Origin of the sequence: Pseudoblastomonas marina (assembly GCF_034374265.1) — a bacterium.
In the GTDB taxonomy this organism is placed as follows: Bacteria; Pseudomonadota; Alphaproteobacteria; order Sphingomonadales; family Sphingomonadaceae; genus Alteriqipengyuania_A; species Alteriqipengyuania_A marina.
On the sequence record NZ_CP139718.1, the window covers coordinates 1,227,678 to 1,253,395 of the forward strand.

Annotated in this window: 22 protein-coding genes, 1 tRNA gene and 1 other RNA gene; 6 read left to right on the forward strand and 18 right to left on the reverse strand. The window is 63.9% G+C overall.

The features are described 5' to 3' along the window. Nucleotides 1-52: 52 nt before the first annotated feature. The 5 genes from T8S45_RS05995 to T8S45_RS06015 form a co-directional block, all read right to left on the reverse strand. A complete protein-coding gene (locus tag T8S45_RS05995; RefSeq protein ID WP_011536524.1) occupies nucleotides 53-1,015 on the reverse strand; it encodes an NADH-quinone oxidoreductase subunit B family protein in 963 nt (320 codons plus the stop codon). Between the two features lie 491 nt (nucleotides 1,016-1,506). Further along, nucleotides 1,507-2,955 carry a sigma-54 dependent transcriptional regulator gene (locus T8S45_RS06000; RefSeq protein ID WP_011536522.1) on the reverse strand — a complete coding sequence of 483 codons (1,449 nt, stop codon included), beginning with the start codon at nucleotides 2,953-2,955 and terminating at the stop codon, nucleotides 1,507-1,509. A 149-nt stretch (nucleotides 2,956-3,104) separates the two neighbouring features. After that, nucleotides 3,105-4,370, reverse strand: coding sequence for a DUF3422 family protein (locus tag T8S45_RS06005; RefSeq protein WP_062342853.1), 1,266 nt, complete (start codon nucleotides 4,368-4,370; stop codon nucleotides 3,105-3,107). A 308-nt stretch (nucleotides 4,371-4,678) separates the two neighbouring features. Further along, a complete protein-coding gene (locus tag T8S45_RS06010; protein WP_041384259.1) occupies nucleotides 4,679-4,906 on the reverse strand; it encodes a conjugal transfer protein TraD in 228 nt (75 codons plus the stop codon). A 22-nt stretch (nucleotides 4,907-4,928) separates the two neighbouring features. Next, nucleotides 4,929-5,234 (reverse strand): conjugal transfer protein TraD, encoded by a 306-nt coding sequence (locus T8S45_RS06015; RefSeq protein WP_011536519.1) that lies wholly within the window; start codon nucleotides 5,232-5,234, stop codon nucleotides 4,929-4,931. A gap of 173 nt (nucleotides 5,235-5,407) precedes the next feature. Here T8S45_RS06015 and traA point away from each other — a divergent pair, with 173 nt between their 5' ends. The 4 genes from traA to T8S45_RS06035 all read left to right on the forward strand — a co-directional run bounded on the left by traA (nucleotide 5,408) and on the right by T8S45_RS06035 (nucleotide 10,460). Next, complete coding sequence (gene traA / locus T8S45_RS06020) at nucleotides 5,408-8,293, forward strand: Ti-type conjugative transfer relaxase TraA (RefSeq protein WP_041384243.1); 2,886 nt, start codon at nucleotides 5,408-5,410, stop codon at nucleotides 8,291-8,293. 7 nt (nucleotides 8,294-8,300) lie between these two features. After that, a complete protein-coding gene (locus T8S45_RS06025) occupies nucleotides 8,301-9,068 on the forward strand; it encodes a DUF6118 family protein (protein WP_011536517.1) in 768 nt (255 codons plus the stop codon). Nucleotides 9,069-9,125: 57 nt separating this feature from the next. Further along, nucleotides 9,126-9,806, forward strand: a complete 681-nt coding sequence (locus T8S45_RS06030; protein WP_011536516.1) for a phytanoyl-CoA dioxygenase family protein — start codon at nucleotides 9,126-9,128, stop codon at nucleotides 9,804-9,806. Nucleotides 9,807-9,896: 90 nt separating this feature from the next. Then, nucleotides 9,897-10,460: a hypothetical protein gene (locus T8S45_RS06035; RefSeq protein WP_322295033.1), complete on the forward strand. Its 564-nt coding sequence runs from the start codon at nucleotides 9,897-9,899 to the stop codon at nucleotides 10,458-10,460. A gap of 26 nt (nucleotides 10,461-10,486) precedes the next feature. Here the strand turns inward: T8S45_RS06035 and T8S45_RS06040 are convergent, their stop codons facing one another. Together T8S45_RS06040 and T8S45_RS06045 are read right to left on the reverse strand one after the other, a co-directional pair. Then, nucleotides 10,487-11,698 carry a tyrosine-type recombinase/integrase gene (locus T8S45_RS06040; protein ID WP_011541155.1) on the reverse strand — a complete coding sequence of 404 codons (1,212 nt, stop codon included), beginning with the start codon at nucleotides 11,696-11,698 and terminating at the stop codon, nucleotides 10,487-10,489. Between the two features lie 196 nt (nucleotides 11,699-11,894). After that, a tRNA-Tyr gene (locus tag T8S45_RS06045) sits at nucleotides 11,895-11,980 on the reverse strand. Nucleotides 11,981-12,180: 200 nt separating this feature from the next. Here T8S45_RS06045 and T8S45_RS06050 point away from each other — a divergent pair. Beyond that, nucleotides 12,181-12,921 (forward strand): TrmH family RNA methyltransferase, encoded by a 741-nt coding sequence (locus T8S45_RS06050; RefSeq protein WP_188643140.1) that lies wholly within the window; start codon nucleotides 12,181-12,183, stop codon nucleotides 12,919-12,921. Between the two features lie 70 nt (nucleotides 12,922-12,991). Here the strand turns inward: T8S45_RS06050 and T8S45_RS06055 are convergent, their stop codons facing one another. The 8 genes from T8S45_RS06055 to hrpB form a co-directional block, all read right to left on the reverse strand. Continuing rightward, entirely contained in the window at nucleotides 12,992-13,264 is a 273-nt protein-coding gene (locus T8S45_RS06055) for an HU family DNA-binding protein (RefSeq protein ID WP_188642069.1), read from the reverse strand. A gap of 159 nt (nucleotides 13,265-13,423) precedes the next feature. Further along, nucleotides 13,424-15,814, reverse strand: coding sequence for an endopeptidase La (lon, locus tag T8S45_RS06060; RefSeq protein WP_322295034.1), 2,391 nt, complete (start codon nucleotides 15,812-15,814; stop codon nucleotides 13,424-13,426). A 227-nt stretch (nucleotides 15,815-16,041) separates the two neighbouring features. After that, entirely contained in the window at nucleotides 16,042-16,461 is a 420-nt protein-coding gene (locus T8S45_RS06065; RefSeq protein ID WP_322295035.1) for a hypothetical protein, read from the reverse strand. A 79-nt stretch (nucleotides 16,462-16,540) separates the two neighbouring features. Further along, nucleotides 16,541-16,879 carry a YbaB/EbfC family nucleoid-associated protein gene (locus T8S45_RS06070; RefSeq protein WP_322295036.1) on the reverse strand — a complete coding sequence of 113 codons (339 nt, stop codon included), beginning with the start codon at nucleotides 16,877-16,879 and terminating at the stop codon, nucleotides 16,541-16,543. Between the two features lie 4 nt (nucleotides 16,880-16,883). Next, complete coding sequence (locus T8S45_RS06075; protein ID WP_322295037.1) at nucleotides 16,884-18,707, reverse strand: DNA polymerase III subunit gamma/tau; 1,824 nt, start codon at nucleotides 18,705-18,707, stop codon at nucleotides 16,884-16,886. A 64-nt stretch (nucleotides 18,708-18,771) separates the two neighbouring features. Further along, an RNA gene (gene ffs / locus T8S45_RS06080) (signal recognition particle sRNA small type) lies at nucleotides 18,772-18,866 on the reverse strand. Between the two features lie 42 nt (nucleotides 18,867-18,908). Then, nucleotides 18,909-19,187 (reverse strand): ETC complex I subunit, encoded by a 279-nt coding sequence (locus T8S45_RS06085; RefSeq protein ID WP_188642073.1) that lies wholly within the window; start codon nucleotides 19,185-19,187, stop codon nucleotides 18,909-18,911. A gap of 14 nt (nucleotides 19,188-19,201) precedes the next feature. Beyond that, nucleotides 19,202-21,634 (reverse strand): ATP-dependent helicase HrpB, encoded by a 2,433-nt coding sequence (gene hrpB / locus T8S45_RS06090; RefSeq protein ID WP_322295038.1) that lies wholly within the window; start codon nucleotides 21,632-21,634, stop codon nucleotides 19,202-19,204. A 68-nt stretch (nucleotides 21,635-21,702) separates the two neighbouring features. On the opposite strand from hrpB, the gene T8S45_RS06095 reads away from it, so the two are divergent. Then, complete coding sequence (locus tag T8S45_RS06095) at nucleotides 21,703-21,861, forward strand: hypothetical protein (protein WP_188642075.1); 159 nt, start codon at nucleotides 21,703-21,705, stop codon at nucleotides 21,859-21,861. On the opposite strand, the gene T8S45_RS06100 is transcribed toward T8S45_RS06095, so the two are convergent. The 3 genes from T8S45_RS06100 to T8S45_RS06110 all read right to left on the reverse strand — a co-directional run bounded on the left by T8S45_RS06100 (nucleotide 21,858) and on the right by T8S45_RS06110 (nucleotide 25,676). Next, a complete protein-coding gene (locus tag T8S45_RS06100; RefSeq protein WP_188642076.1) occupies nucleotides 21,858-22,871 on the reverse strand; it encodes a polyprenyl synthetase family protein in 1,014 nt (337 codons plus the stop codon). The two genes, T8S45_RS06095 and T8S45_RS06100, sit on opposite strands and share 4 nt — an antisense overlap. A 70-nt stretch (nucleotides 22,872-22,941) precedes the next feature. After that, nucleotides 22,942-23,763 (reverse strand): hypothetical protein, encoded by an 822-nt coding sequence (locus T8S45_RS06105; RefSeq protein WP_322295039.1) that lies wholly within the window; start codon nucleotides 23,761-23,763, stop codon nucleotides 22,942-22,944. Nucleotides 23,764-23,846: 83 nt separating this feature from the next. After that, nucleotides 23,847-25,676, reverse strand: a complete 1,830-nt coding sequence (locus tag T8S45_RS06110) for a tetratricopeptide repeat protein (protein ID WP_322295040.1) — start codon at nucleotides 25,674-25,676, stop codon at nucleotides 23,847-23,849. Nucleotides 25,677-25,718: the final 42 nt, after the last annotated feature.

Genomic DNA, 25,718 nt, shown 5'->3' on the forward strand with positions numbered 1-25,718 from the left:
CCCGAAATTCTGTGTGCGGCGCGCTTCGCTGCGCGCCATGAACCCTCATGAATCAGACGACGAAGATATCCTCTTCGGCCCACGCCGGAGCCGCACCCTTGGCGGCAGCTGTGAGCTTGACGTAGCCGGTACGATCAACCCCTAGCGGAAGATCCTTCGGCACGCCCATCACAGTCTGGGTCTTGAAGACAGTTCCTGGGGCGAGATCGAAGAAGGGGAATTCCGGTTCCGTACAGCCAAGGCAGGGCATGCCAGCACGGGTCTTGGACGAAACGCGGTTCCACAGAATGCGGTTGCAGGGGCTGTGAGTCATCGGGCCGCGGCACCCCAGATCGTAATAGAGGCAGCCCTTGCGCTGACCGAAGGCCGTGGTCGAGACCTTGTAGGCGAAGTGCATGTTGCGGGTGCAGCCCGTCTGCGTGAAGCTGGAGAAGAAGGTCTTTGGCCGATGGAATTCGTCCAGCGTCAGGTCGCCCGCGCGGCCCGTGGCAACGGCGACAAGGATCTGCGTTACCCAGTCAGGGTGAGCGGGGCAGCCGGGAATATTGATGACCGGAAGGCCAGCCTGAGACGTGAAGCCTTCGCCCAGCGCTCCACCCTTGGCCCGCTTGAGGAACTGCAAGCCTTCGCTTTCAGACGGATTGGGAGCCGTTGCCGGGATGCCGCCCCAGGTGGCGCAATCGCCAATAGCCACAACAAATTGCGCCTTGGCAGAAAGATCTGCCACCCAGTCTTTCATCGGACGACCGCAGAAGCGATTCCATTCGCCCGTACCGTTGGGCGCATTGATGACGCTGCCTTCGAACACGAAAATGTCGAGCGGAATTTCGCCGGAAAGGCACTTTTCCATCATGACTTTGACATTCTCACCCAGCTCGAGGCCAAGCGAGGGATGCCAAAGGACATTGATGCCAAAATCCGTCACCAGATCGCATGCGCTGGGCTCCTCGGCATTAAGGAAGGACATGGTGTTGCCAGAGCACGCACCGCCTTGAAGCCACAACAGATTCGCCATTTCTCAGTCTCCCAACTTCCCGGCGGAGTGCCCGACCGGCCAAATGCCCCTGCGGGCCATGGGAGGACATTAAGCATGATTCGTGCCAGAAAAATACTAAAGCATTTTCAATATCGTATGGCGAAGCCCTTATTTTCGGCGAAGAAAATGCAAAGAAACTTTGCACGCACTCCTTGAAACATTCTTTGCAGTCGGAGCCGCAGGAGGTGCGTATGCCAACCGTTCAGGCTAGCCGTGCCGGTTGCCGCAGACCGGGCATTCAACTTCGCCGAACGCCGAATACCAGATGCCTTTGCAGCGCCCGCACCAATGGCCATGCGCACCAGAAAGTCCTGCACCCGCTGTTCGCGTCAGCTTTGTCGAGCCGAGGTCTTGTGGCGCCTCTTGCCCCGGATAGGGCATGCGGGAAAAACGCAAGCGAACAACATTGTCCCGGTCTGCCATTTCACTGCCACTCCCGTTCCTGCTCCTGCTCCTGCATGAGACCACCGTCAGCCATCATGCAGACCGTAGCGCTTGATCTTGTTGGCCAGGCCCACGCGGGATAGCCCCAGCGCGTCGGCAGCCTTGCTCTGGTTCCAGCGAAAACGGGTGAGTGCACCTACCACGACCCGTTGCTCCAGACGCTCGACCATCTCCTTGAGTGTGCCGCCTTCCATTTCCGCCTGCTGGCCGACATCCGGGGCAACAACGAGATTATCAAACACGGCCGAGAGGTTACGCTCTGTAATGTAACCACCATTTTCAGCCAGCGCCACCGCGCGCCTGATCTCGCTTTCCAGTTCCCGGACATTGCCTGGGTATTGATGAGCCTGCAGCCTGTCGAGCGCACTCTGCGTAATGCCAATTACCCTGCGGCCGACTACTCCGGCATATTTCTCGATGAAGAAATCTGTAAGAACAGGAATATCCTCCCGCCTGTCCCGCAGCGCCGGGATGCTCAGCGAAAAGCCCTTGAGACGATAATACAGGTCACGCCGAAATTCGCCTTTTTCGACCATTTCCAGAAGCGGCCGGTTCGACGCCGCAATGATCCGGACATTGGCATGCAACAACTTGTCCGACCCTAGCGGTTTAACCTCGCCATTCTGAAGGAAGCGCAGCAGGCTGACCTGGAAACTCGGCGAAACATCTGAAATTTCGTCAAGGAACACCGTTCCGCCATCTGCGGCACGGAACAGCCCAAGCCGGTCTGCGGTGGCTCCGGTGTAAGCCCCCCGCACATGTCCGAACAATTCGGAATGGAGCGTGGAATCCAGCATACCGCCGCAATTCTGTACATGGATCGGAGAATCGACACGTGTAGAGTTGAAATGGATCGCTCGCGCCAGCAGTTCCTTGCCCGTCCCGGTGTCGCCCTCGATGAGGACTGGCAGATCGGTGACTGCCGCCTTGCGCGCTTCAACGATCAAATCAGCCATCTTGGCGCTGGCATAAACGAGCTTCTCGAATTGCGAGTAACCGCCCTTGACTGACATATCCACGCGTTCCTCGAAGATCTGGTCATCGACCGAAATCTTCAGTTCACGCGAAAGAAGGCGATGCCGTCGCGAAAGTTCGTTCATTTCCAGGCTGCGCTTTACCATGAGCGCAATCTGATGAGGTGTTAGCGGCTTGAACAGATAGAGATAGGCGGCAGAGCGACGGACTGCCTCGCTGTCAGCATCGTCGCGATTCTGCGAAGAGACCGCAATTCGACAAACCCCCGGATGTGAAACGCGCGCGCGTGTCAGTATGTTGTCCTGGGCATCGTCCACCGTGTCGAGATCGCAAAGCAAGAGGTGTACTTCGATGTCGTTGAGCCGCTCCTGCGCGGTCTTGCCGTCCTCAGCTATGACCAGCCGGTAATCAGCCCGCTCCTTCAGCCCAGCTCGCGCCGCGCTGATCAGCGCATCGTCGCGCGAAACAACAAGGATCGTCAATTCCCCGGCCAAATGCACCTCCCAACATGCAGCGGACCGCAACTGCTACCGCCAGTCGCGCCCGATGTGCAAGGAAAGTTTGCATTTCGCCTGCCAACTTAACAATGAGATGAGCTTGTGGGCTGGTCACAGGCGTTGTCGCGTGCGCAATTTCCGCGTGAATGCAGCTAATCGCCGCCCAGAACCCGCTTTTTGAGCGAATGGAGCGCAAACCACACGCATCCCAGGACCGGCAGCACCAGCAAAGCGATCGCAACTTCCGGATCAACCCAGTCAAAGTGATGGGACGCACCCTTTATGGCATACCCTAGCAGGCCGATGGCATAATAACTCACGGCCACTACGGAGAGGCCCTCGACGATCTGCTGCAAGCGCACTTGCATCGTCGTGCTGCGCTCCATCGATCGAAGCAGTTTCGCGTTCTGGTTCTCGATCCGCGTCTCGATGCGGGCGCGCAGCAGTTCGGAGATTTGGCGCGCACGCCGTGTCAGCTGACGTTCGCGCTCAGTCAAGGCGGCGCAGGTGCGCGCTGCCGGCAGGAAGCGGCGTTCAGTGAAGTCGACGAGCGAAGCGAACCCACGGATCGGTTCCGGAGCAAGTTGTGCGAGCCTCTCTTCCACCAGACGCGAATAGGCTGCGGTAGCGTTCATGCGATAGTCGATTGACGTGGCAATGGTCGAAAGTTCCAGGCTGAGGTCAGACAATTGCGCCAGCAAATCATCGTCAGAGGCCGCCGAGGAAGTGACGGCCTTGGCCAGTGCGGCCAATTCGCGTTCGGCCGCGTCCAGCCTTGGCCAGGCCTCTTGCGCCACCGGCAGCCCCAAGAGCGCCTTGTTGCGGTAATTCCCAAGCTCCTGCAATTGCTGCAGTTGCCGGGTGAGATCACTCCGGTCGACTTCCCCGGCTGACACCACAAGGCGCCCCCGGCCATCGGGGTGAATGCGAAAATCCGACCAGATACGCACTCCCCCGGAGAGGCCGCACGACACAAGCTCGCTGCGGTTGAAATCAACCGCGGGCAATGCCCTTTCGACTTCGGCTTCGTCGCCACCAACCCAGATCGATGTCGCGCGAATGATTGCGCCCGGCAGGGTTTCCGCCCAGTCAATGGCCTCGCCCACCGAAGAGTCCAGTCCGGGGGCGAGCAAAACTTCGATGGCGCGTCCCGGACAAAACACTGTCAGCGTCGAACCTTCGCTCTGTCGCTCCCATGTAAAGGAGACGTCGCCGGAGAGTGCACCTGACAGGTGGCGCGGATTCTCTTCATCCGATTGGCTTCCGCACAGAGCGGACAAGACTGAGCGCTCCGCCTCACGCTCGCCAGGCCCAACCTCAAGCACCCACTGGAACACTGCGACCGGCAGTTGCAACAGCGGCCAGCGACGCAAATGCATTTCGCTGACAACTTGCCGCCGCACCTCATGTTCTCGCATAGCCTCATTCCCTGCCAGTGGATTCCGGGCCAGACCTATTCAAACAAGCGCGAAGCCGCAATGCCGGTAAAATCGATCTCGGCTAGCTGCCATCGGACATGGCCGCAACGAAGGGCAGCTATCCCTCGTTCACTCCCCAAAACCTGCCGTTCCGGACCGTCCGACGTTGCTGCCAGATCGAGCCTACTGATCCGATGTCCGCTTTCAGGCGATCGTCGTTGAACCTTCGATGGCTGGATGTGGGGCGCAAAGCTGACGCGAGCAATCAACTCCATTTCACAGGGACCGGAGCCGCTTTCTTTTGTCGCTCAGTCAGACTGCTCTGCCTCGAACGCCCGCTTGCCCTTGCGCCGGAACAGCACCAGCGCCTGCGCACCATCCGGCCCGCGCAGCTTGGCGGCGACGGTGAGGAATGCGCCGTAGAGGGCGGCGCGATCATCATCGGTCAGCTCTACCAGATCGGCCTTGGCAACCAAGCCGCCCAGTTCGATCAGTTGCCGGGTTCGTTCGCGTCGTTTGACCTGCCATTCGCGCATGTCGGTTCGTGCCTTTGCTGCCTCAAGCCGATGCCGCGCCGCCATCGAGCGGGAGAGTGCCTTCCGGCTGCTGCCGAGGTCCGCTCGCAGTGTTGCGTTGCTTGCCCTGAAAGAAGGCCGCGCCGCGCTTGCGCCAGCCCTCGCTTATAGCCTTGTCGTTGTTGTCGACAGCCTCGAGCAGCGCGCCCGCCAGCACATCCGCATCGAGTGCGTCGGCTCCGGTTGCCGTGACCAGCGCGCCGAGGTCGCGCACGCGGCGTTCCTTCATCTGCTTGGCCTTGTCGGCGAGGGCCTTGAGCTCCGAATCAAAATCGCGGGGTTTGCGCATGGGATATCTCCATCGTTGGTGTGATGGAGACATGATAATCGGTGAGCTATCTCAATGCAGTAAGGTCGCCGGGACAGTGTGATACCGCCTAGTCCCGATCAGGATTTTATCATGAGAGGGCGCGCTTATACGTCGTGCCGACGTGGCGTTTGCGGTGTAACTGGATTGCCGACATGGCAATCTTTCATTTCAGCGCGAAGGTCATCGGAAGGTCGAGCGGACGCAGTGCCGTGGCGGCTGCGGCCTATCGTGCGGGCGAGCAACTGCACGATGAGCGGATCGACAGAACCCACGATTTCACCAACAAGGCAGGCGTTCTTCATTCCGAAGTGATGCTGCCCAAAGGCGCACCCGAAGCCCTCGCCGACCGCGCCACTTTGTGGAACGCGGTCGAAGCTGCGGAGAAGCGCAAGGATGCGCAGCTTGCCCGCGAGGTCGAGTTCGCCCTGCCCCGCGAACTGTCGAAGAAAGACAACATCAGGCTGGCGCGCGAGTTCGTGAAGGCTGAATTCGTCGAAAAAGGCATGATCGCCGATCTCAATGTCCATTGGGATATTGGCGAGGACGGCAAAGCCAAGCCGCACGCCCACGTCATGCTGACCATGCGCGAGGTTACCAAGGATGGCTTTGGCGCAAAAGTCCGCGACTGGAACAAGACCGCGCTGATCGAGCAGTGGCGCGAGCGCTGGGCCGATCATGTCAACCGCGCGCTGGCGGAACGCGACATCGATACGCGGATCGATCATCGCAGCCTGGAAGCGCAGGGCATTGCGCTGGAACCGCAGGACAAGATCGGTCCCGCCGCCTCGCGCATTGGCGGACGCGGTCTGGAAGCCGAGCGGATTGAGGAACACCGCGCCATCGCCCAGCGCAATGGCGAACGCATAATCGCCAATCCCTCGCTGGCCTTGGATGCGATCACGCACCAGCAAGCCACCTTCACCAGGCGCGACCTTGCCGCCTTTGTTCACCGGCATAGCGACGGGAAGGAGCAGTTTGACGCCGCCTACAATGCCGTGCGCGCGGCGCCCGAGCTGATCGCATTGGGCAAGGATGGACGCGGGCAAGACCGCTTCACTTCGCGGGCGATGATCGAGACCGAACAGCGCCTGCATTGCGCTGCCGACGCGATGGCGCAACGCGCTGGTCACGCCGTAAATGATGTGCAGCGGAACGCCGCGTTTGCAAGCGCCGCGAAGCGCGGTCTGGTGCTGTCAGGCGAGCAGAAATCCGCCTTCGAGTATGTCACCAAGAAGGGTGGCCTTGCCGTGATCGTTGGCTATGCCGGGACCGGCAAAAGCGCGATGCTGGGCGTGGCGCGCGAGGCATGGGAAAGCGCGGGCTACAATGTGCGTGGCGCAGCCCTGTCCGGCATTACCGCCGAGGGTCTGGAAAACGGCTCCGGCATCGCATCGCGCACCATCGCCAGCCTTGAGCATCAATGGGGCAAAGGGTGCGAGCAGCTGACTGCCAAGGATGTGCTCGTCATTGACGAAGCGGGTATGGTCGGCACGCGCCAGATGGAGCGCGTGCTGTCCCATGCCGCAAAGTCCAGTGCGAAACTTGTCCTAGTCGGTGACCAGCAACAGCTCCAGGCCATCGAGGCAGGTGCAGCATTCCGGGCAATCCACGAGCGCCACGGCGGGGTCGAGATCAGCGAGGTTCGCCGTCAGCTATCGGCATGGCAGCAGGATACGACCAGGCAGCTCGCCACGGGCCGCACGGGCGAAGCGATCCGCACCTACGAAGAGCGCGGCATGGTCTATGCCACCGACACCCGCGAGGTCGCACGGACAGAGCTTGTCGAGCGTTGGGATCGCGAGCGGCAGGACAGCCCAGACGAAAGACGGATCATCCTTACCCACACCAATGACGAGGTCCGCGAGCTCAACCAGATGGCGCGCGAGAAAATGCGCGTGGCTGGCGCGCTAGGTGCCGATGCCACGATCAAGGCCGCACGCGGCGAACGGAAATTTGCATCGGGGGACCGCATCATCTTCCTGCGCAACGAACGCGAACTTGGGGTGAAGAACGGGACGCTCGGCACGGTCGCGATGTCCAGCCCGCAGCGCATGGCCGTGCGCACGGACGATGGGCGGGAAGTTGCCTTCGACACCAAGTACTACGCCCACATCGATCATGGCTACGCCGCCACGATCCACAAGGCGCAAGGCATGACAGTGGACCGCACGCATATTCTCGCCACACCGGGCATGGACAGCCATTCCGCCTATGTCGCCATGTCGCGTCACCGCGAGGGGCTAGCGCTGCATTATGGGCGCGATGACTTTGCCGACCAGTCCAAACTTGTTCGCACCCTTAGCCGCGAGCGCGGGAAAGATATGGCGGGCGACTACAAGCCCGAGCAGGCTTTCGCCGAACTGCGCGGAATCAGCTTCCGCGAGCGGGTAATGGCGATGGTTCGGCAAGTGCCGGAGAAGGCCAAATCCATCTTCGGAAACTTCCGACCGCAGGCCCGTCAGCTCGAACCGCTTCCGGCAAAGTCGAACACGCAGAACGACCAGCGTCGCGCGGTCGAACGCTATGCCCGCGCGCTTGGCGATATCGGAACGATGCAAGCCCAGGGCTTGCCCGTTCTCCCGCACCAGAAGGACGCGCTGGAGAAGGCAGGAAAAGCGCTCGACGCGATTCGGCCCCATGCGGCCACCGATCTCGCCAAGGCGCTGGAGCGGCGGCCTGAGCTGATCCCAGAGGCCGCTGGCGGGCGTAGCCAGGAGGCCATGCGCGCCATGAACCAAGAGGCCGCAGTGCGCACCGATCCTGCGCTGCGATCCGAGCGCTTTGTCAGTGATTGGCAGGGACTCAGCACGGCGCGCAAGCAGCTTGAACAGCAGGGCGACCGCGCCGGTGCTGTCCGCGTATCGGCAAAGCAGAACGAGCTGGCGAAGTCGCTTGAACGCGACCCGCAAGTCGAAGGCCTGCTGCGCGGCAAGACCCGCGAACTTGGCATCGATCCGAAGCCGGAACGCAGCATCGCCAAAGAACTCACCGCAACCCTCGCCCGTGAACGCACCCGCGCTTTCGACATGGGCATTTAGGAGCTGAATGATGGAAGACGATCAAATCGAAGAAGTACAGTTGGACCTTGAAGTGGAGGAACCTCCCGCCCCGGAGGCAGAACCGGAAATTGATACGGCGGAAGAATCCGATCCGGCAACAGAAGCCTTCGCCCGTCTTGAAGGCGAAATGGCCATGGTGCGGCATACGGTCCAGAACATGGCCAGGGAGCGCGCCGACATCGTAATCCCGGACTACACGGCAACGCTCGGCCAGATGGCCGATCAGCTGGCACAGGTCTCCAAGACGTTAACCGCAATCGGCAACAAGCCTGCCATCGAGCTGACGCCGGAAGACATTGCGGTTCAGATCAAGCGCGCCTCGCTCGACATGCTGTGCGACAGCAGCGACCTGTTCCGACAGGGCCGCAAAGATCTGGACAATGCAACCGGCCGGCTCGCCGCAATTGTCGGAAGAGTCCGCGCCGAGGACGAGCAGAAGCGTCAGACCTGGCGCTTTGCAGGCATGGGATTCTTGGTCGGCATCCTGCTTTGGTCGATTCTCCCCGGCACCATCGCCCGCGCCATGCCAGAAAGCTGGCAGCTACCCGAACGGATGGCTCGCAAGTCTGTTGGAGAGCCGTCCATTGTGGAAGCAGGAATCAGGCTCATCCGGTCTCAGAACCCCGAAGCTTGGGAAGAATTGGCGGAGGCGCAGCGTGTCCTTAGCGCAAACCGCGAAAAATTGAGCCGATGCACCGAAAAGGCGCGGAAGGAAGAAAGGCCGGTCAGTTGCTCAATTCGGATCGCGCAATGACGTATCAACTCAATCGCGGGCGTTGCCGAAAGGGGTTTCTCATGCTTAGCGAAGTGGATGTTGAAAGACCGTCCGACAACTCAATTTGCAGCCTATGGGGCGCAGCTATTCAAAGGCGCGATCTCCCATTGCATTGACGATGTGATATCAGCGCTTGCCGAGGTTCCAGCAGATGGGGCGGGCGTTCGTTTGCATGGGATACCCGCGCTCGATCCAATTCTTGCGAGAGAAGGTCCGATAGGGGCAATAGCCGCAAGCGCTTTGGGTAACTCTTCCCGACCGGTTAGGGCAATTCTCTTCAACAAATCGACGATAAGCAATTGGGCACTCGCTTGGCACCAAGACCGAACAATCTGTGTCAAAGAAAGGCGAGATGCACCGGGGTTTGGCCCCTGGACCTTGAAAAGCGGTATGAATCACGTTGCACCGCCATTTGATCTTCTTACCCGCATGGTGACGGTGAGGGCGCACATCGACAATGTGCCCGCTAGCAATGCACCACTGCTCATTGCTCCTGGATCCCACACCTACGGAAGAATAGCCGTAGATCGGGTCAAGGGAGTGGTAGACAGGTGCGGAACAGCGGTCTGTTTGGCCGAAGCTGGCGATGTATGGCTATACGCAACGCCAATTCTTCACGCGTCCGACGCTGCCTCTGCGCCGAAAAGCAGAAGAGTCCTTCAGGTAGATTTTGCGGCGGAAGAGCTGCCGCACGGACTCGAATGGCTTGGTGTGTAGAATGCCAACCTCAGCACGAAATGATCTGCAGGTTGCTCAACCCCACGAATATCGATGACTTGCCGCAGTTAATCTGTGATCGTCAATCGGATGAGGAAAAGCATTCTCGCCTTGTTTGCAATTGTCGTACCGACGTTGCTCATTACGCTGACGCCAATCGGCCCGATTTTCGTATATGGTTGGTTAGTCCCAATCATTGACCCTCTCATTCCAAAGCCAAAAGACGTGCCATCCCGTGCTGATGCCAGTTATCAATGGAAGGGCTTCGGCTTAGTTTGGACTTGGGAGGATAATGTCCCAGCCGGATGCGCTCGATGGTGGGCGGCTGAAGGATTCGACGGTCCGGTTCGGGGCCTCGATCTCTATCAAGGTGACCGAAACTGCAGTGGCGGTTTGAGAACCATGAGCCGCCTCTCATTCGTAGACACAACGACATACGGCACCGGTGAGAACGAATGGCCATACGAAGAGTGTCCTTTCACGCTAGATGAGAATACTGTCGCCCAATACCGAACTCAGATCGATGCCTTGAGGGAAGCCAATAGCGGCACTTTGGAAACACAGATGCTTGGGGCCATGCGGACAGAGCTTGCTGCGCTCGATGGGAAGAAAATGCTCGCCCAGCAATATGGCTGTCGGGCTAACCAAGGCTAATCGCTGTTTGCATGACCAGCGTCAGATTAGCCGCCTTCATTGATCGGCGTATTTGCTCCGGCAGTACCCGCGCAATAATTCCCCCACGCTTCCATCAGCTTCACGCGCGCACCGGGATTATCCGGCGTGCCAAGGTATGTGGTGCGGCGATAGGCGGCCTGTACAGCGTCAGGCGTCTTGTGCGCCAGTGCCGCTTCGACGACCGCATTGGGGAAGCCTTCGTTCGCCGCCCAGTCGGTGAAGCTGGAGCGGAAACCGTGGACGTGGAACGGCTCCTGCATGTCGCGCATGACCTTGAGCAGCGTCATGTTGGACATCGCCTTTCCCGTCATGCCGGGGAATACCACTTCGGCTCCCTCAAGCCGCATTGCGTCCGCCTTCACAAGCACCGCCAAGGCCGCTTCTGAAAGCGGCACGATGTGCGCCCTGCTGCGCTTCATGTGTTCGGCTGGGATTGTCCAAAGGCGCTGGTCCAGATCGAATTCGTCCCATTTCGCGAGCCGCACTTCCTGCGAGCGAACGCCCGTCAGAATGAGAAGGTCTAGCGCCAGACGCGAATAGGATGGTTTGCGGCGCAACGCGGTCAGGAACGGAGGAACGGCCACGTATGGCATCGCCTTGCGGTTTGCCGGTTTCTTGATCTGTCGCGGCAGCCCTCGCCCTGCCTTGAGGCTGCTATTGCCTGATGGAGCTTCGGAAGAGCGCCAACCCTTTGCATGGGAGTAATCTAGCACCGCGCAAATCCGATTCCGAACCTGGCGGGCTGTTTCGGGGATTTCCTGCCAGATCGGCGTGAGGACCGAGATGATATCGGCGGCAGTGATTCCACCAGTCGTCATGTCGCCAAGCTTCGGGAAGGCGTAGTTTTCCAGACTGGCCAGCCATTGCCGACCATAGACATCGCTTTTCCAGCCAGCTTCGTTCTCGGAATGATATTGGGTAGCGGCTTCGCGGAAAGTGACCTTGGCGGCTTCCTCGTCCTTCCGCTCCGTCAGTACGTCGCGTTTCTCGACCTTTACAGCCTTGCGGAGTTCAGCAGCCTTCGCACGCGCTTCCGCCAGCGTCACCAGCTTCGCACTACCCAGACCAATATCCTGTCGTTTGCCATCGCGCTGGAGTCGCAAAAGCCAGGAAGCCGCACCAGTTTTTCCAACTTTCAGGAAAAGTCCGTCACCGTCCTGATAGGTGCCCGGATTCGCCAAAGCGGCCTTGACCGCCACCGCCGTAAGTTTGCCCATTCTCGTTCCCCACATTTCTGGAGGTCAATTAAGAGAGCCGCAGTGTGGGGAAGCCCACCTCCTTCCCCACACCTTCCCCACACTCACTGTCGGTTGTAGACAAATAGCAGCGAACAGGGGCGGCCATCGAAAGGCAGAATACCCTTGGTTTTCTGAGATTTCTAGGGCTTTTCGGGGATGTTCCGAGAACGGGCGGTGGTGGACAGGGCTGGATTCGAACCAGCGTACGCTTGCGCGGGCAGATTTACAGTCTGCTGCCTTTAACCACTCGGCCACCTGTCCATACCGGTGTCGGAAGCGGGCGGACCCGCTGGTTCGGCAAGCTCCGGAGAGCCTCGCGCGACCGAGAGGCGCCCCATTGGCGAAGCCGCGCTTGCCTGTCAATGGGCTCGCTGGCAGGGACCGCCGCATAACGACAGGCAAGGAACGATATCGTGGGCAAGAAGGGCAAGGAACGAGTGCTGCGCGGACGCGCCGGGCGGATGAAGGGCGGTCGCGGCAGCGGGCGCGCGGGCAAGGGTGCGGTGCGGCTGTGGGGGCGGCACGCGGTCGAGGCCGCGCTGAAGAACCCGGCGCGCCAGCATCGCAAGCTGTGGGCGACGCACGAGGCGATCGAGGCGCTCGACGGCGAACTCCCGCACGACTTCCCGATCGAATATGCCGACAATCCCGATCTCGACCGGTTGGTGTCGCGCGATGCGCCGCACCAGGGGATCGTGCTCGATTGCGAACCGCTCGAGACGGTGTTCCTCGAAGATGTGCTACACGGAGATCCCTCTCGCCCGCTGGTGGTGCTCGACCAGGTCACCGACCCGCACAATGTCGGCGCGATCCTGCGTTCGGCGGCCGCGTTCGACGCCTGCGCGATCCTCACCCAGGACCGCCACTCCCCGCCCGAGGGCGGCGCGCTGGCGAAGGCCGCCTCGGGCGCGCTCGAAACGGTGCCGTGGGTCCGCGCGGTCAACCTCGCGCGCGCGCTCGACCAGGTCGCGGACGCCGGGTACTGGCGACTCGGCCTCGCGGGCGAAGCCGAGGCGACGCTCGGCGAAGCGCTCCCCGCAGGCCCCGTCGCGATCGTGCTTGGCGCCGAAGGCCCGGGCATGCGGCACAACATTGCCGAACATTGCGACGCGCTCGCCCGCCTGCCGATTAGCGAGACGATGGAAAGCCTCAACGTGTCGAACGCCGCCGCGGTCTCGCTTTACGCCATCGCTGCGCGCTGAAATCACGCGCCAATGAAAAAGGCCCCGCCGGATCGCTCCGGCGGGGCCTCTCAGTTCGCTGGAACGCGTCTTAGTTGACGGCGTCCTTGAGGCCCTTGCCGGCCTTGAACTTCGGCTGGTTGGACGCCTTGATCTGCATCGTTTCGCCGGTGCGCGGGTTGCGCCCGGTCGAAGCCTTGCGATGCGCGACCGAGAAGGTCCCGAAACCGACGAGGCGAACTTCCTCGCCCTTGCCGAGCGAATCCTGGATCGCATCGAACACGCCCTCGACGGCTTTCCCCGCATCGCTGCGAGACAGGCCGGAATTGTCGGCGACGGTGCTGATCAGGTCATTCTTGTTCATGAAGCTCCCCCTAGAAGTTGGTTTGAATACGTACCCCGGTGGAATCACCGTGGGGCGAAGCCGCGAATTGAGACTTTTTTCGAAGCGCTGTCAAAGGTCAATTCGCCCGAAAACCGCCGAAATACAGCGAATAGTGCGATAAAGCGTTGCGCTGGGGTCTCAATGGGCGGTCGGAGGGGGCGTCACAGCGCCCGCGGGATGGAGCGGCTGGCTCGCGAGATCGTCGGCCTCGGTCCACTCGATCGCCTCGAGCGAATCGGTCAACGCGCGGGCCAGGACTTCGTCGACATGCTTTACCGGCACGATCTCGAGCCCGTCCTTGATGCGGTCGGGAATCTCGGCGAGATCCTTCTCGTTCTCCTCGGGGATCAGCACGGTCTCGATCCCGCCGCGCAGTGCCGCGAGCAGCTTTTCCTTGAGCCCGCCGATCGGCAGCACGCGGCCGCGCAGCGTGACCTCGCCGGTCATCGCCACTTCGGGACGCACCGGAATTCCGGTGAGCGTCGAGACGATCGACGTGACCATCCCGATGCCCGCGCTCGGCCCGTCCTTGGGCACCGCGCCTTCGGGCAGGTGGATGTGGATGTTCTTGCGCTGGAAGATCGAGGGCTTGATGCCGTAGGCCGGCGCACGCGCCTTCACGAAGCTGAACGCCGCGGCGACGCTCTCGTTCATCACCTCGCCGAGCTTGCCCGTGGTCTTGATGTCGCCCTTGCCCGGCGTCGTGACGCTTTCGATCGTCAGCAATTCACCGCCGACCTCGGTCCAGGCGAGCCCGGTAACGGCACCGACCTGCGCCTCGTCCTCGCTGCGCCCGTAGCGGAATTTGCGCACCCCGGCGAAGTCGCCGAGATTGTCCGCGGTGATCGTGACGCTGTCGGTTTCCTTTTCGAGGATCTTGCGCAGGCTCTTGCGCGCCAGTCGCGCGATCTCGCGTTCGAGCGTACGCACGCCCGCCTCGCGGGTGTAGTGGCGGATCAGCGCGCGCAGGCCCTCTTCGGTGAGTTCGAACTCGCCTTCGGTCAGCCCATGGTCCTCGATCTGCTTGGGCAGCAGGTGGCGCTGCGCGATCTCGACCTTCTCGTCCTCGGTATAGCCCTCGAGCCGGATGATCTCCATCCGGTCGAGCAGCGGCTGCGGCAGGTTGAGGCTGTTCGCGGTGGTCACGAACATCACGTCCGACAGGTCGATATCGAGTTCGAGGTAATGGTCCTGGAACTTGGCGTTCTGCTCGGGATCGAGCACTTCGAGCAGCGCCGAGGCGGGATCGCCGCGGAAATCCTGGCCCAGCTTGTCGATCTCGTCGAGCAGGAAGAGCGGGTTCGAGGTCCCGGCCTTCTTGAGGTTGGTGACGATCTTGCCCGGCAGCGAGCCGATATAGGTGCGGCGGTGGCCGCGGATCTCGGCCTCGTCGCGCACGCCGCCCAATGACTGGCGCACGAATTCGCGCCCCGTCGCCTTGGCGATCGACTTGCCGAGCGAGGTCTTGCCGACCCCGGGCGGGCCGACGAGGCAAAGGATCGGGCCCTTGAGCTTGTTGGTGCGCGCCTGCACCGCGAGATATTCGATGATCCGGTCCTTGACCTTGGCCAGCCCGTAGTGATCGGCGTCGAGCACTTCCTGCGCCTCGCCGATATCCTGCTTGAGCTCCGACTTCTCGCCCCAGGGCAGTCCCAGCAGCACGTCGAGATAGTTGCGGATGACGGTCGCCTCGGCGCTCATCGGCTGCATGCTCTTGAGCTTCTTGAGCTCGGATTGCGCCTTGTCCCTGGCTTCCTTGGTCAGCTCGAGCGAGTCGATCTTTTCCTGCAGCTCGGCCAGTTCGTCGCCGTCCTCGCCCTCGCCGCCGAGCTCGTTCTGGATCGCCTTCAACTGCTCGTTGAGGTAATATTCGCGCTGGGTCTTCTCCATCTGCCGCTTCACGCGGCCGCGGATCTTCTTCTCGACCTGCAGCACGCCGAGTTCGGCCTCCATGAAGGAGAACACCATCTCGAGCCGCTTCATCGGGTCGGTCTCGCTCAGCAGCGCCTGCTTGTCCGAGACCTTGGTGTTGAGGTTCGCGCCGACCGCATCGGCGAGCAGCGAGGCATCGTCGATCTCGGCCAGGTCCTGCCCGGCATCGTCGGTCAGCTTCTTGTCGAGCTTGGCGTATTCGCCGAACTGCTCGATCACCTGCCGCATCATCGCGGCGACTTCGGTGCCGCCGGCCGACACGGTCTCGAGTTCCTCGACCGAGGCGACGATCCTGTCGCCATCGAGCCGGAGCGATTCGAGCCTCGCGCGCTCGCGTCCCTCGACCAGCACGCGCACGGTGCCGTCGGGCAGCTTGAGCATCTGCACCACCTCGGCGATCACGCCGACGGTGTAGAGATCGTCTTCGTCGGGATCGTCGCAGGCCGGATCGAGCTGCGCGAGGAGGTAGATCTCCTTGTCGTTCTCCATCGCCGCCTCGAGCGCGGCGACCGACTTGTCGCGGCCCACGAACAGCGGCACCACCATGCCGGGCAGGACGACGATGTCGCGCAGGGGGAGGAGAGGGAAGAGTTTCATGCTAGCCGTCCAGTATATCTAGGCGCGCTCTGGTTAGCGCACCGTTTCACCGGAGATATGGGAAGCCCGCCGCCCGCCCGCAATGCCGAGTGCGCGCCTAGCTGTGGACCCGCGCCGAAGGCGGGGCATGGACCGGGTGTTACACTGTCCAGGCGAAGGAATCCGCAACGGCAATCGACGCGCGTTATGCAGCCAATCTGCACGAGCGCGCGCCGGTAGGAAAGCGACTAGCCGAAATCCCTGTTTTCGGCGGCCGAGCCGGGGCGGAATTCCTTGAAATAGGCGATGTAGACGCTGCGGATGGCGTTGCCATCGACATCGCGCGCCGGCTCGAACCGCGCGTGCGCGACGATCGTCGGGCAGAGTTCCGCGCCATAGGCCGGACCACCCTCCTCGAGCGCCAGCGGCAGGCATTCGGTCACCGTGCCATCGGGCTCGACCATCAATCCGATCTTCATTGCCGGGCGGGCCTCGAACCGCGAGAAACCCTTGGTTTCGCGCACGAAGATTCGTTCGACCTCGGCATTGTTCAGCCATTGCGCCTTGACCGCCGGTTCGACCAGCGGTTCGAGTTCGTCGCCGACCGCTCCAGCCGGGGCCGCAAGCAGGGTGGATGACAGGACGATCAGGACGGTCTTGATGGGCATCGGGAATCTCCTTCTCCGGATATCCGTCGCGACCCTGGCGTAAACCGTTGCAATAACCCGATGAACGGGGCCTGAGCTGCTACATCCCCGGCATCTTGAACCCCGGGGGCAGGCCCATTCCGCCCTGGATGCGCTCCATCTCGGCGGCGCTGGCGGCATCGGCCTTCTGCCGGGCGTCGTTGAAGGCGGCCGCGACGAGGTCCTCGACCATCTGCTTTTCTTCCGGCTTCATCAGGCTCTCGTCGATCGTCACGCCGATCACGCGGCCCTTGGCGGTGCACTTGACCGTGACCATGCCGCCGCCGGCGACGCCTTCGACTTCGATCTCCTCGAGCTTGGCCTGCGCGTCGCTCATCTGCTGCTGGATCTTCTGCGCCGCTTCCTGCGCCGCCTTCATCATTTCTTCCATCGACTGCATGGTATCAGGCTCTCTTGCTGAATGTGGTTTCGCTGCCGGGACCGTCGTCGACGATCTCGGCATCGGGGAATGCCGCCAAGGTGGCCTTTACCAGCGGCTGTTCAAGCGTTTCTCGACGATCCGCCTCCTGCGCGGCATCGGCGCGTTCCTTGAGGCTCGGGGCACCCTCGCCCTCTCCGATCTCTACCTGCCAGCGCTTGCCGGTGACGGTGAGCAGCGAGTCCCGCAATTCGGGGCCGAGATCGCCCGAAAACCCTGGCGCGAGCGCATAGACGAGCTTGCCGTCTTCCAGCGAGATCACCCGCACCCAGCCGCGCATGTTCTGCGCCGCCAGCAATTCGCCCGAGGCTTCGACCTGCTCCACCAGCCGCTCCCAGTCGGGTGCCGCGGGCGCAGCAGCGGTCGCGGCAGGCTTATCGGAAGAGCCCGTGGGCGCCGACTGCGGAGACCCGCCGCCGATATTCGCGCCGCCTTCTGCGATCATCTTGGCCAGTTCGCCCGGATCGGGCAGTTCGGCGGCGTGCAGCACGCGCAGCAGCGCCATCTGCGCACTGGCGAGCGGATCGGGCGCGGCGCGCACTTCCTCGTAGCCCTTGAGCAGCAATTGCCACAGGCGATGGAGCTGGCCGGTCGGCACGTTTTCGGCATAGCCCGAAATCGCCACGCGCTCCTCCTCGCTCGCGGCATCGGGTACCCGCCCGCCGACCTGCGCGACGGTCGCGCGGTGGGCGAAATTCATCACTGCGCGGAGCATCGCGAGGGGTTCGACGCCCAGCGCGAACTGGCGGTCCATCTCGTCGAGCAGCTTCTCGGCATCGGCCTCGAGCAGCGCGTCGAACAAAGTCCGCGCCGCGCCGCGATCGGCCAAGCCGAGCATCTCACGCACCTGCGCCGCGGCGATCGTGCCTTCGCCCGCGAGATCGGCATGCGCGATCGCCTGGTCGAGGATCGAGAGCCCGTCGCGCACCGAACCCTCGGCGGCGGCGGCGACCATGGCGAGCGCCTCGTCCTCGGCCCCGACCTGCTCAGCCTCACAGACCCTGGCGAAATGCTTCTTGAGCAATCCGGTCGGGATCCGCCGCAGGTCGAAACGCTGGCAGCGCGACAGCACCGTGATCGGCACCTTGTCGACCTCGGTGGTCGCGAAGAGGAATTTGACGTGCCCCGGCGGTTCCTCGAGAGTTTTCAGCAACGCATTGAAAGCATTGCGTGAAAGCATGTGGACTTCGTCGATGATGTAGATCTTGTAGCGCGCCGAAACCGCAGCATAGCGCACCGCCTCGATGATCTCGCGCACGTCGTCGACGCCGGTATGCGAGGCGGCGTCCATCTCGATCACGTCGATATGGCGGCCTTCGGAAATCGCCACGCAGGGCTCGCACACGCCGCACGGATCGATCGTCGGCCCGCCCTCGCCATCGGGGCCGACACAGTTGAGCGCCTTGGCGATCAGTCGCGCGGTCGAGGTCTTCCCGACCCCGCGCACCCCGGTCATCAAAAAGGCGTGTGCCAGCCGGTCGCGCGCGATCGCATTGCCCAGCGTCTGGACCATCGCGTCCTGCCCGATCAGCTCGGAAAAGGTCTGGGGCCGGTATTTGCGCGCGAGCACGCGGTAGGGCTGCGCGGTGGCAGGTGGCGCCTTGGCGGGCGACGTTTCGGACTTGGTTTCGGTCGCGGTCGGCGCGGCAGGCGGCTCCTGCGCCACCGGCGGCGCCGGTTCGGGCCCGCCGAACATCGAGTTTTGCCCCGCCGCCTCGAGCTCGGCAGCGGTCGGCTTCGGCTCCTCTTCGGTGGGGAGCGCGGGTTCGTTCGGATCGGAATCGGTCACGCGCCAACGCTAGCGACTGGCGCGAGGCTTGTCGAAGCAGAGAATCGTCGATGTCGTGAAAAAATCAAAAGGAGCCGAGCGACCCGTCGCAATTCACCTGGGCTGCTTCCTTCCGGACCTGACCCGGTGAGCGAACGCAAACGTCCACCCGACTCCCAGCGCCCATATGGCGAGGGTCGGCGTAACTTTCAAGCGTTGCGCTTAGCGAAAATTGTCGGCGTAGGCCTGGATCTTGAGCGTCTTTTTGGGCGTCTGGTGGACGCGCGCAGCGATCCCGTGCTTGGCGGCGTATTCCTGCGCCGCTTCACAGGTGGGGAATTTGAGCACGACCTGCACCTGCGTGTCGCCGCTGCCGGTCCAGCCCATCAGCGGATCGGCACGGCGCGCCTCGGCGGGCCCGAATTCGAGCACCCACTGATCGGTCTGCGCCTTGCCCGATTGCATCGCGCTCTTGGGACGTTGGTAGATTCTCGCGGCCATGCGGCTCCCCTAATTCAGCCACCCGATTTTGCAAAGGCGTTCTTGGTCTTCAAACTCGGCTGTTCGGCCCACGGTTCCTCGGGCCAGCGGTGCTTGGGATAGCGGCCCTTCATGTCCTTGCGCACGTCGCTCCAGCTCCCGCGCCAGAAGGCCGGCAGGTCGGCGGTCGATTGCAGCGGGCGCCCGGCCGGGCTGGTGAGCTTGATAAGCAGCGGCACCGCCGCCTCCCCACGCCCGATCACCGGGTGCGAATCGAGCCCGAATAGCGCCTGCACCCGCACCTCTGCACTCGGTCCCGCCGGATCGGCATAGTCGATCGCATGGGTGGTCCCCGCCGGGCTGGTGAATTGGCGCGGCGCGACCGAATCGAGCCGCTGGCGGTCGTCCCAATCGACGAGGCCGAGCGCGGCGTCGGCGAGACGCCCGGGCGCGATGGCGAGGTCGCGACGATTTTCGAGTAGCGGCGCGAGCCACTGGTCGCCGCTTTCGGCCAGTGCCTCGGGCGACAGCGCCTCGATCCCGGCATAGCGGGCGCGGGCCAGCAGGGTCGGCGGCAGGAGCTCGGCGATCGTCTCGCGCGCCTTTTCGAGCAGGAAGGCGGCGACCGCCTCTGCGTCGGGATTCGGATCGGGTTCGCTCGCCAGCGTGATCGCGCCGAGCCGGCGTTCGAGCTTCGCGCGGACCTTGCCTTCCTGCCAGGCTAGCGTCGAACGGCGATCGAATCGCTCGGGAAGCCATTGTTCGAGCGCTTCGAGCGTCAGCGTGGCCGCCGCCATGATCCGCGCTTCCTTGGCCCTCCCCTGCGCATCGCCGATCGCGAGCCAATCGGAGCGCGCGAGCGGGCTGGCGGGATCGAGCCGGTAGCCGCGCCCGCCTGCGCTGATCCAGTATTCGCCCGATTGATCGCGCCGCCGCGCGATGTTCTGCGGCAACCCGGCTGCGAGGATAATCCCGAGCGGGGGAGACGATGCCTGGGCCGGTTTGGCGAGTTTCCCGACGCGCTTCGCCCAGCCCTGCGCCAGCCGCCGATGCGCATCGGCCTTGCCGCCGCGCTGTCCGTTCCAGCGCGACAGGCGCTGCTCCAAATCCTCGCCCCGTCCGCCGAGCGTGCGATCCTGCAGCAGGGCGACCAGCTTCGCCGCGTCCTCGCCCACGCCGTGTTCCGCCCCGAACAGCAGCATCGCGCCGTGCTGCGGGCCCATCGGAAGCTGGGCGAGCGACCTGCCGCGCGGTGTTATGCCGCCCTCCGCTTCGAGCGCATCGAGCGCCATGAGCCGTTCGCGCGCGCTCGCCATCGCCGCTACCGACGGCGGATCGAGCCAGGCGAGCTGGTCGGCGCTCGCGCCCCATTCGGCCAGACCCAGTGCGAGCGGGGCGAGATCGGCGGTCTCGACCTCGGGCGGATCGTAGGCCGGGCGACCGGCGTGCGCGGCAGCATTCCACAGGCGATAGGCAACGCCGGGGCCCTGCCGCGCGGCACGGCCCGCGCGCTGATCGGCGCTGGCGCGGCTTGCCTGCACGGTCACCAGCCGCGTGGTGCCCGCGGCCGGATCGAACTCAGCACGGCGCGAGAGCCCTGCATCGACCACGACCGAAACCCCGTCGAGCGTGACCGAGCTTTCGGCGATCGCGCTCGCCAGCACGATCCTGCGCCGGCCGTCGGGATCGCGCCGGATCGCCCCGCGCTGCCCCGCCGGATCGACCTGTCCGTGCAACGGCAGCACCGGCACGTCCGGAAGGCGCCTTTCGAGCCGTTCGCGGGTGCGTTCGATCTCGCCGAATCCTGGCAGGAAGGCGAGCAGGTCGCCCTCCTCGGCCTTCCACGCGGTCGCCACCGCATCGGCCATCGCGTCCTCGATCCGCAGCTCGGGCTTCGCGCCGAGCCATTCGATCCGCAGCGGATGCGCGCGGCCCTCGCTCTCGACCACCGGGGCATCGCCCATCAGCGCCGCGAAGCGGGCCCCGTCGATCGTCGCCGACATCACGACGATCCGCAGGTCCTCGCGCAGCGCGCCCTGGCTCTCGAGCGCGAGCGCCAGGCCGAAATCGCTGTCGAGATGGCGTTCGTGCGCCTCATCGAACAGCACCGCGGAAACGCCCGCAAGCTCGGGATCATCGCGGATCGTGGCGACGAAGATCGCCTCGGTCATCACCAGCACGCGGGTGTTCGCCGAGCGCCTCGTGTCGAGCCGGGTGAGATAGCCGATCGTTTCGCCCGGTTTCTCGCCGCGCAATTCGGCCATCCGCTCGGCCGCTGCGCGCGCGGCCACCCGCCGCGGGCTCAAGAGAATCACCGTGCCCTCGCACCAGTCCTCATCGAGCAGCGCGGGGGCGACACTGGTGGTCTTGCCCGCCCCAGGTGGCGCGACGAGCACCGCCGACGACCGCGCGCGCAAATGCGCGAGCAGATCGGGCAGGACGTCGTGGATGGGGAGGTCTGCGCTCATTTCCAGCGGGTTCTTACATAGTCCTCGCAGGGATTCACAAACCCCGTGCATGTCCCTAGGGTCGCTGCATGCGCGAATTGCTCGAGATCGTGGTGGGGCTGACCACCGGGATCCTGATCAGCGGAATGCTGGTCGGGGTGGTGATCCTCGGCGCCTGTGCGCTCGCCGGGGGCGGTTGCTGGTATCTGTGGAAGCGCCGCGCAAGGGAGCGAGTCTCGAAGGACTAGAACCGGCGCGAGACCGCGAACAGCGCGGCTTCCTCCATCGCGTCGCGCGCTGCGTTCTGGCGGAAGCAGCCGATCGCGTCGATCGCGCGTTGGACGAAATGGCGCGCCCGTTCGCGGGTCGCCTCGACGCAATCGTGCTTGGCAATCAGCCGCACCGCTTCGGCGAGATCCTCGTCCGTCGAACGCCGCCCGGCGATCGCGTCCTTCCAGAACGCGCGCTCGGCCTCGTCGCCGCGGGCATAGGCGAGGATCACCGGGAGCGTCATCTTGCCTTCGCGGAAATCGTCGCCGCGGCCCTTGCCCATCTCGTCGGCACTCGAATCGTAATCGATCGCATCGTCGACCAGCTGGAACGCGATACCGAGATTGCGGCCATAGGCGTCGAGCGCCTGTTCCTCGGCCTCGCCGCGCTCGGCGACGACGGCGGAGATGCGGCAGGCGGCGGCGAACAGCGCGGCGGTCTTCGCGCCGATGATGTTGAGATAGCGTTCCTCGCTGGTTTCGATCTGGCGCTGCGCGGTGAGCTGGTCGACCTCGCCCGCGGCGATCACCGCGCTGGCATTCGAGAGGATCTTGAGCACCTTCAGGCTGCCGTCCTCGACCATCAGTTCGAAGCTGCGGCTGAAGAGGAAATCGCCGACCAGCACGCTCGCCGGATTGCCGAAGACGAGGTTGGCGGTCTTCTTGCCGCGGCGCAGGTCCGACCCGTCCACCACGTCGTCGTGCAACAGCGTGGCGGTGTGGATGAACTCGACGCTGGCGGCGAGCTTGTGGTGCCGGTCGCCTTCATATTCGAGCAGCGCCGCACTCGCGAGCGTGAGCATCGGGCGCATGCGCTTGCCGCCGCCGGAGATCAGGTGGCCGGCGAGCGTGGGGATCAGCGGAATGTCGCTCTGCATCCGGTCGAGGATGATGTGATTGACCGAATTCATGCCGCTCGCGGTCAGCGAGAGGAGCGGATCGAGCGAGGGATTTTCCCTGCGCGGAAGGGGAATAACGTCTGCAGACATGACAAAGCCGCCGTGCACACAGCCCGGCGGCTTTGCAAGAATATTGCGCGCAACGGCGCTTGCTACGAGATCAATCGGGTTCCTTGCGCGGAGCCCCGTTATTGCGGCTGGGTGCCTGGCGGCGTTCGGTGCGGGGCGCGGGCGCCGGTGCCGGCGTCGCCGCGCGGCGGGTGGGTGCCTGGGCCTGCGGACGGGCGGGCGCCTGCGCACTGGGCTGCGGCGCCGGTGCGGGCGCGGCGCGACGCTGGGGCACCGGCGGCGTTACCGCCTGCCGCTGGCGGCGCTGCTGGACCTGCCGATCGACGGGCGCCGGACGGCTTTCGCTGACGCGGTCGCGGCCGCGTACGCCGCGTTCGATACCGCGCGCTTCGCGGCGATCGACCTCCTGCTGCACGCGCGGCGTGACCCGGCGCTGGACACTGCCCTGTTCGGCACCGCGCTGATCGGCGCGACGCTCTTCCCGGCGCTCCTCGCGGCGCTCGGCCCTGCGTTCGCTGCGCCGTTCCCCGCGGCGCTCGGCCCGGCGATCGCGGCGCTGGTCGCGATAGCGACCGTCGTCGCCGCGGGTGTAGCCTGCCCAGTTCTCGCGGATGTCGCGCGCGACGCTGCGTTCACGGTAGTAGGCACGGCGGCGTTCCCAGTGGCGGCGATGGCGGTCGGACCAGCGATGGCGCTTGCCCCAGCTGTCGTAGACGTAATAGCCGGTACCCGGGTAATAATAGCTGTCGTACCAGCCGTAATAGTAGTCGTCGTAATACGGGTCGTAATAGCCGTTGTCGAAATACGGGTCATACGGGTCGCCATACACGCCATAGAGACCCAGCGTGCTGCATCCGCCGAGCGTGGCAGCGGCCATGGCGACTATTGCGGGCTTGATGATGGATGTTCTCACGATAATTCCCCTGCCTGTTCGACGGTGCCTTCGTTCATAAAGAACGGGGGTTGAATGAACGATGAACTGAAGTCTCCCTGCGATCAGTCGTTCGCCGCGGTGTTCGAGGCTTGCTGCGCCAATTGCCAGTCGGTGGCCACGAGATTGCGGTAAATCCGGCTGAACCGCCGGGCAAGGCGACTGGCCTCGAGATCGGTGGCCTGGCGCTCGGTCAGGGTCGCGATCCGGCGACCCGCATCGCGAAACCAGTGCCGCGCCGTGCGCGCCGAAGATGCGCGCAGGCCGTAGATTTCACCCAGCGCGCCCAACCGGTCGATCATCACCGGGCTACGATCGCTGAGCTCGCGCCGCATCAGCGGCAGCATCGGCAGGAAGCGCGCGATCGCCGCATCGACTTCGCCAGTCCCCGCCAGCGCTTCCGCCCCGCCGGTCTCGCACATCACGATATCGCCGCGATAGCCGGGGGCATGTTGCCGGAACAGGGCGGCGCAATTTTCGAACCGCGCCAACGCCTCGGCATGGCGCTGCTGGAGCAGGTAGATGCGGCCGAGCAGCCCTTGCGACACCGCTTCATTCGCCTTCAGCCACCCTTCCAGCCCGGAGAATTCCCTGATTGCGGCCAACAACGCGATCTCGGCCTGCGGGGGATCGGCGAGCGTCAGGCTGCGCCCGCGGACATATTGGACCACGCCGCGCTGGAGAGCGAGGTCCGCTTCCGAACCAGTCAGGATCGCATCGGCCCGGGCGATCAACGGCGCGGCCTCGTCGGGACGGCCCAAGTCGAGGAACACGTTGGCGAGCGCGGTCAGCGCGTCGGCGCGCTGCGCCAGGTCGCCGCTTCGATCGGCCAGTTCGAGCCGCGCCCGCGCGATATCCTCGGCCAGCGCGGGCAGGCCCGCATCGTAGGCCCATTTCACCAGTTCGCCGAGACGCTGGAGGCGCAGCGGGGGTGCGACTGCCTCGTATTGCGCCAGCGCCTGGCGCAGCAACGCCTCCGCCCGGTCCGCCCGCCCGATCCGGCTATTGAGGTCGGCCACGCGCATCATGTCCATCGCAATCTCGGCCGGATCGTCGCCCAGCTGCAGGCGATAATCGACGCGCTGCTGCATGGTGACGATCGCCGCTTCGAAGCGACCGGCATTGTCGTGCAGGTTGGTCTGGTTGAGCAGGCTGGCGACCAGCAGTCCGTCGCCGAGATCGCCCGGTGCGCGATAGGTGTCGATGATCCGTCCATAAAGCGCCGTCGCCCGCTCGGCCTCGCCCGTCCCGGCCAGCGCATAGGCGAGGTCGAACAGCGTCACTGCCAAGCGATATCCATCCTCCTCGCTGCCCGTATCGACGCGCGCGAGATAGGCCTCCAGCAACGGGATCGCCTCCGCATGGCGTCCCTGCCAGCGCAGGATCGTGCCGAGCCGAAGAGACCATTCGACGGCCAGCTCCTCGCGCTCCGCTTCGGTGAAATCGGAGAAGGCCAGTGCCTGGAGCGATTCGCGGCGCAGGCGTTCCGCCTCCTCGTAACGGCTGGCGGATTCCAGCGCGTGGGCATAATCGTCGAGCGACGTCGCCAGCAATTCGGGCCGTGAGGCGCGATAGGCCGCGATCGCGGCCTCGAAAGCGGCGAACCCCTCTTCCGTGCGCTCGCTGCGATCGAGCACCAGCGCCAGTTGCAGGCTGGCATTGCCGGTCGCCCAGTGGAGCGGACCGAGCGCGGCGGTCCGCAGCGCCAGCGCCTCCCGGAAGCGGCGCTCGGCGAGTTCCTCATCCCCCGCCTCGCCTGCCGCCTGGCCTTCGCGCATCGCCGCGAGCGAACGTTCGATGCGTGGCTCGGTTTCGTCGAGTTCGTAGGACTGAGCGTGGGCAGGTGCGACGCATAACGCGGCGACAGCGGCCAGCAGGAGGAAAATCTCGCGCATGCGCCGCCTTATTCCGTCCCCGGCGCGGAAAAAAGCGACCAG

Bases quoted from the DNA above. Each gene is read 5' to 3' on its own strand.
- T8S45_RS05995 (WP_011536524.1), bottom strand. From the start codon at position 1,015: ATGGCGAATCTGTTGTGGCTTCAAGGCGGTGCGTGCTCTGGCAACACC.
- T8S45_RS06005 (WP_062342853.1), bottom strand. From the start codon at position 4,370: ATGCGAGAACATGAGGTGCGGCGGCAAGTTGTCAGCGAAATGCATTTG.
- T8S45_RS06010 (WP_041384259.1), bottom strand. From the start codon at position 4,906: ATGCGCGAATGGCAGGTCAAACGACGCGAACGAACCCGGCAACTGATC.
- T8S45_RS06015 (WP_011536519.1), bottom strand. From the start codon at position 5,234: ATGCGCAAACCCCGCGATTTTGATTCGGAGCTCAAGGCCCTCGCCGAC.
- traA (WP_041384243.1), top strand. From the start codon at position 5,408: ATGGCAATCTTTCATTTCAGCGCGAAGGTCATCGGAAGGTCGAGCGGA.
- T8S45_RS06025 (WP_011536517.1), top strand. From the start codon at position 8,301: ATGATGGAAGACGATCAAATCGAAGAAGTACAGTTGGACCTTGAAGTG.
- T8S45_RS06030 (WP_011536516.1), top strand. From the start codon at position 9,126: ATGTTGAAAGACCGTCCGACAACTCAATTTGCAGCCTATGGGGCGCAG.
- T8S45_RS06035 (WP_322295033.1), top strand. From the start codon at position 9,897: ATGAGGAAAAGCATTCTCGCCTTGTTTGCAATTGTCGTACCGACGTTG.
- T8S45_RS06040 (WP_011541155.1), bottom strand. From the start codon at position 11,698: ATGGGCAAACTTACGGCGGTGGCGGTCAAGGCCGCTTTGGCGAATCCG.
- T8S45_RS06050 (WP_188643140.1), top strand. From the start codon at position 12,181: ATGAAGGGCGGTCGCGGCAGCGGGCGCGCGGGCAAGGGTGCGGTGCGG.
- T8S45_RS06055 (WP_188642069.1), bottom strand. From the start codon at position 13,264: ATGAACAAGAATGACCTGATCAGCACCGTCGCCGACAATTCCGGCCTG.
- lon (WP_322295034.1), bottom strand. From the start codon at position 15,814: ATGAAACTCTTCCCTCTCCTCCCCCTGCGCGACATCGTCGTCCTGCCC.
- T8S45_RS06065 (WP_322295035.1), bottom strand. From the start codon at position 16,461: ATGCCCATCAAGACCGTCCTGATCGTCCTGTCATCCACCCTGCTTGCG.
- T8S45_RS06070 (WP_322295036.1), bottom strand. From the start codon at position 16,879: ATGCAGTCGATGGAAGAAATGATGAAGGCGGCGCAGGAAGCGGCGCAG.
- T8S45_RS06085 (WP_188642073.1), bottom strand. From the start codon at position 19,187: ATGGCCGCGAGAATCTACCAACGTCCCAAGAGCGCGATGCAATCGGGC.
- hrpB (WP_322295038.1), bottom strand. From the start codon at position 21,634: ATGAGCGCAGACCTCCCCATCCACGACGTCCTGCCCGATCTGCTCGCG.
- T8S45_RS06095 (WP_188642075.1), top strand. From the start codon at position 21,703: ATGCGCGAATTGCTCGAGATCGTGGTGGGGCTGACCACCGGGATCCTG.
- T8S45_RS06100 (WP_188642076.1), bottom strand. From the start codon at position 22,871: ATGTCTGCAGACGTTATTCCCCTTCCGCGCAGGGAAAATCCCTCGCTC.
- T8S45_RS06110 (WP_322295040.1), bottom strand. From the start codon at position 25,676: ATGCGCGAGATTTTCCTCCTGCTGGCCGCTGTCGCCGCGTTATGCGTC.